The organism is Bradyrhizobium sp. AC87j1 (assembly GCF_002936975.1).
Classification (GTDB): Bacteria; Pseudomonadota; Alphaproteobacteria; order Rhizobiales; family Xanthobacteraceae; genus Bradyrhizobium; species Bradyrhizobium shewense.
Genome location: NZ_PTFE01000174.1, coordinates 1 through 8,258, shown reverse-complemented (window position 1 = coordinate 8,258; position 8,258 = coordinate 1). Strand labels below are relative to the sequence as shown.

At 64.7% G+C, this 8,258-nt stretch carries 8 protein-coding genes and 1 pseudogene; 3 read left to right on the top strand and 6 right to left on the bottom strand.

All coding sequences use genetic code 11. The features are described from left to right. Nucleotides 1-214 precede the first annotated feature (214 nt). Together CV770_RS39810 and CV770_RS39805 are read right to left on the bottom strand one after the other, a co-directional pair. A complete protein-coding gene (locus CV770_RS39810) occupies nt 215-1,312 on the bottom strand; it encodes a quinone-dependent dihydroorotate dehydrogenase (protein ID WP_091965816.1) in 1,098 nt (365 codons plus the stop codon). After that, complete coding sequence (locus CV770_RS39805; protein ID WP_018320827.1) at nt 1,309-1,653, bottom strand: DUF952 domain-containing protein; 345 nt, start codon at nt 1,651-1,653, stop codon at nt 1,309-1,311. The genes CV770_RS39810 and CV770_RS39805 overlap by 4 nt, the downstream gene beginning before the upstream one ends. Before the next feature lie 307 nt (nt 1,654-1,960). Between CV770_RS39805 and CV770_RS39800 the strand changes: the two genes are divergently transcribed. Next, on the top strand, nt 1,961-2,611 hold the full coding sequence (locus tag CV770_RS39800; protein WP_104466198.1) for a S24 family peptidase: 651 nt from the start codon (nt 1,961-1,963) through the stop codon (nt 2,609-2,611). 49 nt (nt 2,612-2,660) lie between these two features. On the opposite strand, the gene CV770_RS39795 is transcribed toward CV770_RS39800, so the two are convergent. Beyond that, the gene (locus CV770_RS39795; protein WP_104466197.1) at nt 2,661-3,152 is read right to left on the bottom strand and encodes a DUF3237 domain-containing protein; all 492 of its coding nucleotides are present in this window, start codon (nt 3,150-3,152) and stop codon (nt 2,661-2,663) included. A 42-nt stretch (nt 3,153-3,194) separates the two neighbouring features. Then, nucleotides 3,195-3,653, bottom strand: a complete 459-nt coding sequence (locus tag CV770_RS39790; protein ID WP_104466196.1) for an ester cyclase — start codon at nt 3,651-3,653, stop codon at nt 3,195-3,197. A gap of 106 nt (nt 3,654-3,759) precedes the next feature. On the opposite strand from CV770_RS39790, the gene CV770_RS39785 reads away from it, so the two are divergent. After that, complete coding sequence (locus CV770_RS39785; protein WP_104466195.1) at nt 3,760-4,371, top strand: TetR/AcrR family transcriptional regulator; 612 nt, start codon at nt 3,760-3,762, stop codon at nt 4,369-4,371. 105 nt (nt 4,372-4,476) lie between these two features. Beyond that, a pseudogene (locus CV770_RS39780) lies at nt 4,477-5,226 on the top strand (carbonic anhydrase); the annotation flags it as partial. A gap of 109 nt (nt 5,227-5,335) precedes the next feature. Here CV770_RS39780 and CV770_RS39775 read toward each other — a convergent pair. Continuing rightward, nucleotides 5,336-6,979, bottom strand: a complete 1,644-nt coding sequence (locus CV770_RS39775; RefSeq protein WP_104466194.1) for a lysine--tRNA ligase — start codon at nt 6,977-6,979, stop codon at nt 5,336-5,338. A 207-nt stretch (nt 6,980-7,186) separates the two neighbouring features. After that, complete coding sequence (locus CV770_RS39770) at nt 7,187-8,131, bottom strand: ABC transporter substrate-binding protein (protein WP_104466199.1); 945 nt, start codon at nt 8,129-8,131, stop codon at nt 7,187-7,189. Nucleotides 8,132-8,258 lie beyond the last annotated feature (127 nt).

Genomic DNA, 8,258 nt, shown 5'->3' with positions numbered 1-8,258 from the left:
TTGTTCAGGTTGGTAATGGAACGGGCGGGAGACCGAGCCGGCTCACGGCGTCAAGCGCCAAGGACCCAACGGCTTCCCGCCCAACCCCATCCTGACAGACTTCCAAGACACAGGGACCCATTTCTCATCGAGTTCGCTGTCACATGGGCCCCGGCTCGGCAGCGCACCACGCCGAAGTCGGCGCGCTGCGCTGCGTCCGGGGCGCGAGACCGTCTTACATCCCCGGCCAGTCTTCTGCTGTGAGCGTCGCCGCATCTGCGCCGACGATCTCGGACAGGGAATCCCGCCCGGTGCGAAGCAGCGTCGAGGTGAGGTCGCGCTTGATCTCGTCGACGAGGCCGAGGCCCTTGTAGATCAGCGACGAATAGAGCTGGATCAGGCTAGCGCCGGCGCGGATCTTCGTCAGCGCGGCACCGCCCGAATCCACGCCGCCGACGCCGATCAGCGGGAACGCGCCTTCGACGCGTACATAGGTCTCCGCGACCATGCGCGTCGACAGGCGGAACAGCGGCCGGCCGGACAGGCCGCCTTGCTCCTTGGCGCGCATCTCCTCCCGCAGCGTGCTCGGCCGCGCGATCGTCGTGTTCGACACGATCATGCCGTCGACCCGGCGCGAGCGCGCCACCTGCACGACGTCGTCGAGCTGGGCGAGGCTCAGATCCGGCGCGATCTTGAGCAGCACCGGCGTGTCGCCGGCCTTCTGGCGCACACGCTCGCGCGCGTCGATTACCCTGGCGAGGAGATCGTCGAGCAGGGCGCCTTCCTGCAAATTGCGCAGGCCCGGCGTGTTCGGCGAGGAGACGTTGACCGTGAAATAGCTCGCGACCGGCGCAAAGGTCTCGATCAGCTTGACGTAATCGGCGACGCGGTCCGGCGAATCCTTGTTGGCGCCGACATTGACGCCGACGATGCCGCCGTGTTGCGCGCGCGCGGCGAGCCGGCGCAAGGCGACGTCGGCGCCGTCATTGTTGAACCCCATGCGGTTGATGACGGCCTCGTCGCGCTCCAAACGAAACAGCCGCGGCCGCGGATTGCCAACTTGCGGCTTCGGCGTCACCGAGCCGATCTCGACGAAGCCGAAGCCGAGCCGCAGCAATGCGTCCGGCACCTCGGCGCTCTTGTCGAAGCCCGCGGCCATGCCGATCGGATTGGGAAAGTTGAGCCCGAAGGCGCGCATCGCGAGCTTGGGATCGTCAGCGCGCGGCTTGACCGGCGGCAGGAAGCGCAGGCCCTGGATCGCGAGGCGATGGGCGTCTTCCGGATCGAGCCAGCGCAGCACCGGCAGCGAAAAGGCGTCGAAAGCGCGGATCACGGCAGCAGCTCCGGAGTGTCGTGGCCGCCGTCCGAGCGGATGTTGAGGTTCATCACCGACAGCACCGCGCCGAGGTCGAGCTCGCCATAGAGATGTGGAAACAGCTCGTCATTGCGCGAGCGCTCCCAGCGCAGCTCGCTGCCGAGTGCGTCGCCGTCGACCTCGACCAGGAACAGCGCGCGCTGTCCGACATAGTGCTTGCGCAAAGTCTCGGGAACCTGGGCGGCGGTGGAGAAATGGATGAAGCCGTCGCGCGCATCGTCCGCGCTGCCCCGGTAGACGCCCTGTCGTTCCGCCTCACGCCAGGCCGAGGCCGGACAGATTTTGTAGATCTTGACCACCGCTTGCGCAGCCCTGTTTGCTCTTTGAGTCAGCTCTTTGAGTTTCTTGGGTTTTTTCGCCGCGTGCGGGTCCCCGAAACCCGGGCGCGACCGTAAAGGCCGCCCCTTCCGAACTCAAGACTTAGAGCCTATTCCGTTCCGATGAAATCGGAACGGGGCTCTGGATTCCTGTTTTAGCGCGTTTTCTTGAGGCGAACCGCTATCCACATCGCTTGAAGGCGCGCCTGCCCATCGCCTCTTGCGCGAAAAACGGAAAACCGGTTGATTTGAGGATAGTTTTCCTGAGTTGCGACGGGCTGGACCTTGCATGGTCAGACAGGCCAAAGCGCAGAGGATACTGACGCACGACCAGATCTGGGTCGCCCTGGATCGGCTGGCGGCGCGCGCCGGTCTGTCGCCATCCGGCCTCGCCAAGCGCGCTGGGCTTGATCCCACCACCTTCAACAGATCCAAGCGCGTCACCTCCGACGGCCGCGAGCGCTGGCCCTCGACCGAATCGATCGCAAAGGCGCTGGCCGCGGCCGGCTCCTCGATCGAGAGCTTTGCGCGGCTGATCGACGGTGAGGCCGGCGACGGTCGCTCGGTACCGCTGCTCGGCTTCGCGCTGGCCGGCGCAAGCGGCGCTTTCGATGAGGCCGGCTTTCCATCCGGCAAGGGCTGGACCGAAATCGCGCTTCCCACCGAGGACAGCCACACCTTTGCGCTGGAGATTTCCGGCGATGCGCTGCTACCTGCCTATCGCGACGGCGACCTCATCCTGGTCTCACCCGGCGCACCGATCCGCAAAGGCGACCGCGTGGTGGTGAAGACCAAAGGGGGCGAGGTGGTGGTCGCGACGCTGGGGCGCCGCACCGCGAAGGCGCTGGAGCTTCAGTCGTTCGATGCGTCGCAGGCCGGGCGCACGATGGCGGCGAGCGATGTGGCGTGGATCGCGCGCATCATGTGGGCGAGGCAGTGAGGGCGAGGGGACGCTCACGTGCAGCGCACTCAACGCATCCACGGAGCTCTCACAGCACTTCGAAGATCTTGTAGGCGACGGCACCTTCGACAAGGTAGCCCTTGCCGACGCAGACGATGTCGTTGAGCCAGGCATAGGTTTGCGAGCCGGTCTCGAACAGCGGATTGGTGCGGAAGTAATATCCGGCGGGATCGACCTTGGTACGTTGCGCGGGATCCGCCATCTCGGCGCGCAAAGCCTGCGGCGTCACCCAGCGGCCGCCATAGGTCATGTAGATCAGCTCGCCATCATGCGTCCGCAGCGACAGGCGGACATCGAGGGTCATGGTGCCATCGGCGCGAAACAAGGCCCAGTCCCCACCGCCCCGCAGCACCTCGCCGCGCAGGCGCGGCCCTTCGAACGAACCCTTGGCTGCCCCGAACAGCACGCGCTGCCCGATCGGCCCGGCACCGAAATTGATGCGCGGATCGAGGTCGACAACGATGTCGAAGAGAAGCCTGGTCGCGAGGTCACCGACGGGCTTGATGCGGGGATCCGCCATGGTCTGACGCTCCTGTTTCGTGGATGGAGTTGCGTCGGCGAGCTACGCTGCCTGCGTGGCTTCGCCGAACAGCTTGCGCCTGACCGCGTCGGTCGAGACCCCGGATTGGGCGCAGAGCTCGGAGAGATCGAAGACGAAGCGCTCATACGCGATCTTGTCGTCGCGAAAGGCGAAGGCGATGAACACCGATAGCTCGGCGCGACGGCCGTTCGGCACGGCCCCGAAGCGATCGCCCGTCATCGTCATCCGCGCGGTGCCCCAGCAGACCAGCGTGTCGGGGCAATTGGCGCGGCCATCGAGCGTGACGTGATAGTCCGGAAAGGACTTGAAGAAGCGCGCCAGGATGCGCTGGTTTTCGGCGAGACCCTGCGCCCGGGTGCCGAAGGCCGGCGTCTCCAGCACCATGTCGGGATGCAGAACCTCCAGCGCCGCTGGGATGTCCTGCCGGCTTTTCGCGATCGCCAGCCTTTCCGCCAGCTCGAACATGCGCCTGCCGTCCATGGTCTACCTCATCGAATTTTTTATACACATTCTACGTGTCTAATACATACATCATGTATGTTATAAGCGGTTTGATACCGACGCGTCAAGCATTAGGTTGCGCGCGATGCGGGCGAAGGATCCTCCGAGAAGTCGTCGGGAAGAGTACAGCGAGGCCACCAGGCAGGCGCTGCTCGATGCCGGCCGCGAAGCGTTTGCGGCCCACGGGTTTCAGGCCGCCGGCATGGAGGCGATCTCACGGGCGGCGCGGGTCACGCGCGGCGCGTTCTACCATCACTTCGAGGACAAGAAGGCGCTGTTCGACGCCGTGGTCGTTGCCATGCAGCGCGACGCGGCCGGCAGAATCGAGATCGCGGCGCGCAACGAGCGCAAGATCTGGGATCGTCTCAGCGCCGGCATCGACGCTTATCTCGACGCCTGCGAAGAGCCGGACTATGCGCGCATCGTCATCCAGGAAGCGCAGGCCGTGCTCGGCGAGCCGCGCTATCGTGAGATCGAGGAGACCTACCCGACCGCGCTCCTGATCGCGACCCTGCGGGCCCTGAAGCGCGATGGCGAGTTGCACGCGGACGATGTCGATCTGCTCAGCCGGATGATCGACGCCATGATCTGCAAGATCGGACTGCTGCTACCCCACGCCGACGATTCCAGGAAGCTGCGCAGAAACGGGCAGAAGATCGTCGCGGCCGTGCTGGAGACCTTTCGCCAGAAGGTCTGAATCCGCTCCCGGCTCGCGTCACTCCTGCATCGCCATTGCGACTCACCGCCGCTCTCGCATAGGTTGCGGCCGATATTGCCAATCAAGTTCATCTTAGGGGATATGATGAATCGCCGTCACGCATTGAAGGCTCTCGCGGGTCTTGCGCTTTGTCCGCTGTGCAAGCCGGCCTTCGCCGCCGAAGGCGCGCATTGGAGCTATGAAGGCGTCGGCGGCCCGGCCAAATGGGGCGATCTCGATGCGGCCAACAAGGCCTGCGCGGTCGGCCTGCAGCAATCGCCGATCGACATCGAGGGGACGATCAAGTCGCAATTGCCGGTTCTGAAGCTGAACTGGGGCAAGAGCGCCGACACCATCGTCAACAACGGACACACGATCCAGCTCAACTTCGCCGAAGGCAGCACGTTGATGCTCGGCGACGTCAAGTACAAGCTGCTTCAGGTGCACTTCCACCGGCCGAGCGAGCACATGATCGGCGGCAAGAATTTTCCGATGGAGGCGCATTTCGTCCATCGCAACGAAGCCGGCGGCCTCGCCGTGGTCGGCGTGCTGATGGCCGAGGGCAGGCCGAACCCGGCCTTCGGCAAGATCGTCAAGACCATGTCGGCGGCGGAAGGCCCGGCGGTGAAGGCGGATGCGGGCATCGACCCGCACGCCATGCTGCCGCAAAAGCTGAGCTACTTCCGCTATCCCGGCTCGCTGACGACCCCGCCCTGTTCGGAAGTGGTCGAATGGCTGCTGCTGACCACCCCGATTCAGGTGTCCGCCGCTGACGTCGCCGCGTTCGCAAAACTCTATCCGATGAACGCGCGCCCGGTGCAGAAGGATAACAGGCGCTACGTGCTAAAGTCGATTCGAGACGGGACGAAGGTCCGTAGCCCGGATGCAGCAAAGCGCAATCCGGGACCGCTGATGCCGCTCCTGAAGACCCCGGATTTCGCTTCGCTCCATCCGGGCTACAACGCTACGCTGACCGCGCCAGCGCGCCGTCGATCATGTTGACCGCGTTCTGCACGCCGTACACCGCGACGAAGGAGCCGAAGCGCGGGCCCTTCTCCTGGCCGAGCAGCACCTGATAGAGCATGTTGAACCAGTCCAGCGTGACGCCGGGACGGCCGTCCTTGCCCTTCTTGACCTGATCGAGGAATGGCTCGCGGCGGCCGATCTCGTAGACGACGTTCTGAATATCCTCGGCAGATGCGTCCTGCGCAAGCTGTGACAGCGCATCGCGCAGGTCCTGCAGCGCGCTGCGCTCGTTGTCCGAGGGCACGCGGAACTGCTTCGTCGGCGCGACGAAGTCGCGGTAGTAATTGATGGCGTAGCCGACCATCGCATCGAGCTTCGGATGCGTCTGCGGCGAGACGCCCGGACGATAGCGGCCAATAAAACCCCACAGCGTCTCGGCATTCTCCGCGTTCGACGACGACACCAGCGTCAGCAGGAGCTGGAAGGTGACGGGCATGTCGCCCTGCGGCGGCTTGCCGTTGTGGATGTGCCAGACCGGATTGCCGAGCTGCTGCTTGTCATCCTGCCTGGCGAAGCCGTCGATGAACTGCTGGTAGTCGTCGACGTTGCGCGGGATGACGTCGAAATACAGCCGCTTGGCCGCCTTCGGCTCGCGATACATGAACAGCGACAGCGATTCCGGCGAGGCGTAGCGCAGCCATTCGTCGATGGTGAGGCCGTTGCCCTTCGACTTCGAGATCTTCTGGCCCTGCTCGTCGAGGAAGAGCTCGTAGTTGAAGCCTTCGGGCGGCGTGGCACCGAGCGCTCTGGCGATCGCGCCGGAGAGCTTCACGGAGTCGATCAAATCCTTGCCGGCCATCTCGTAGTCGACGCCGAGCGCGACCCAGCGCATCGCCCAGTCGGCCTTCCACTGACACTTGACGTTGCCGCCGGTGACGGGCGTCTCCACTTCCTGGTTCGTATCAGGATCGACATAGGTCACCGTGCCGGCCGTGACATCGCGGCGGATCATCGGCACCTGGAGCACGACACCATTGGTCTTGCTGATGGGCAGGAACGGCGAATAGGTCGCGCGGCGATCGGGCCCTAGCGTCGGCAGGATGATCGCCATCACCTTGTCGTAGGCAGCTAACATCTTGAGCAGCGTCGCGTCGAAGCGGCCGGACGTATAATAGTCGGTCGAGCTCGCGAATTCGTAGTCGAAGCCGAAATGATCCAGAAACGCGCGCAGGCGCGCGTTGTTGTGCGCACCGAATGAGGGGTACTCGTTGGAGAACGGATCCGGCACCCGCGTCAGCGGCTTGCCGAGATGCGCGGCCAGCATCTCCTTGTTCGGAACGTTGTCGGGCACTTTCCGAAACCCGTCCATGTCGTCGGAGAACGCCAGGAGGCGCGTCTTGACCTTGTCCTCGGTCAGAACGCGGAAGGCATGGCGCACCATCGAAGTGCGCGCGACCTCGCCGAACGTGCCGATATGCGGCAGGCCGGATGGTCCGTAGCCGGTCTCGAACAGCACCTCGTCCTTCGGCCTTTTCTTCAGCCGCGCGACAATGGCCTTTGCCTGCTCGAACGGCCAGGCGTTGGATTGTTCGGCGAGCGCACGAAGATCGCTCGGGCTCATGTTGGGATCGATAACGGACATCAAGAAGGGCCTCCGGGCCGCGGAAAATAGCGATTTCCGGGCAGAATGCAAAAATGGTCTTGGTCGTCATTCCGGGGCGATGCGCTAGCATCGAACCCGGAATCTCGAGATTCCGGGTCTGGTCTTTCGGACCGTCCCGGAATGACAATTCAACGATCTCGAGATACCGGGTTCGTGCTTCGCGCGCCCCGGAATGACGATCGATGGCTAGAACGGGCTTACCGAGAAATACCGCAGCCACAGATCGGTGTAGCGGCCTTTTTCCCAGACGCGGAACAGGGCCCAGTTCAGGGCCTGGCGCAGCACGTCATTGCCCTTGCGGACGGCGATGCCGATGCCTTCGCCGAAGAAACGGCTCTCGACGAAAGGGCCGCCGGAGAAGGCGCAGCAATCGCCGGAATCGGTGCCGTTGATCCAGAACGCCAGCGAGATGGCGTCGCCGAAGATGAAATCGACCTCACCCTTGCGAAGGGCGGCGCGCATCGCGTCGTCGTTGGGATACGGGTGCAGCTCGGCGTCGGTGAACATCGCCTTGAGATAGGCCTCGTGCGCGGAGCCGGCGATGACGCCGACCTTCTTGCCCTCGAGATATTCGGGCCGGATCTCCGGCATCACCGCGTCCTTGCGCGAGGCGAAGCGCGCCGGCACGCGGTAATAGGGATCGGTGAAGTCGACCCGGGCGCGCAGCTGCGGGCTGACCGCCATCGAGGCGATGATGGCATCGCCGCGGTTGGAGGAGAGCGCGTCGACCAGCGTCTCGAAGCGGCGCATCTGCACCGTGCAGGTGACCTTGATCTCCTCGCACAGCGCGCGGGCCAGATCGACGTTGAAGCCGGCCGGGTTGCCGTCGGCGCCGGTGAAATTGAACGGCGGATAGTCGGTCTCGGTCAGGAAGCGGATCACGGTCAGGCGCGACAGGTCCGGCCGCTCCGGTCGCCGCCGCGGGTCCCAGAAGCCGGGCACGGCCTGCGGGGCGGCCTGCGCGACCCGAGGTGCGGCTTGCTGCGTCCCCTGGGGCGGCGGGGGAGGCTGCTTGGCCGGGGCCTGCGCCTCGGCGCCGGGAAGGCCTGCGAGGAGGCAGGCGCCAACGGCTAGCCCCGCCAGCAAGCTACGAGCAGATTTGGACGATTTCGCCTGTTGCGATGGAGCCATCGGCCGGAAATGAACGAATTTCATTGGGATCGGAGGGCGTTATAGACCATCCCGACGGGAACGCGAGCATGGAATGCAGCCAAGTCGAGGTGCGCTCCCTCCCCCGCAAGCGGGAGAGGGAGCGCAC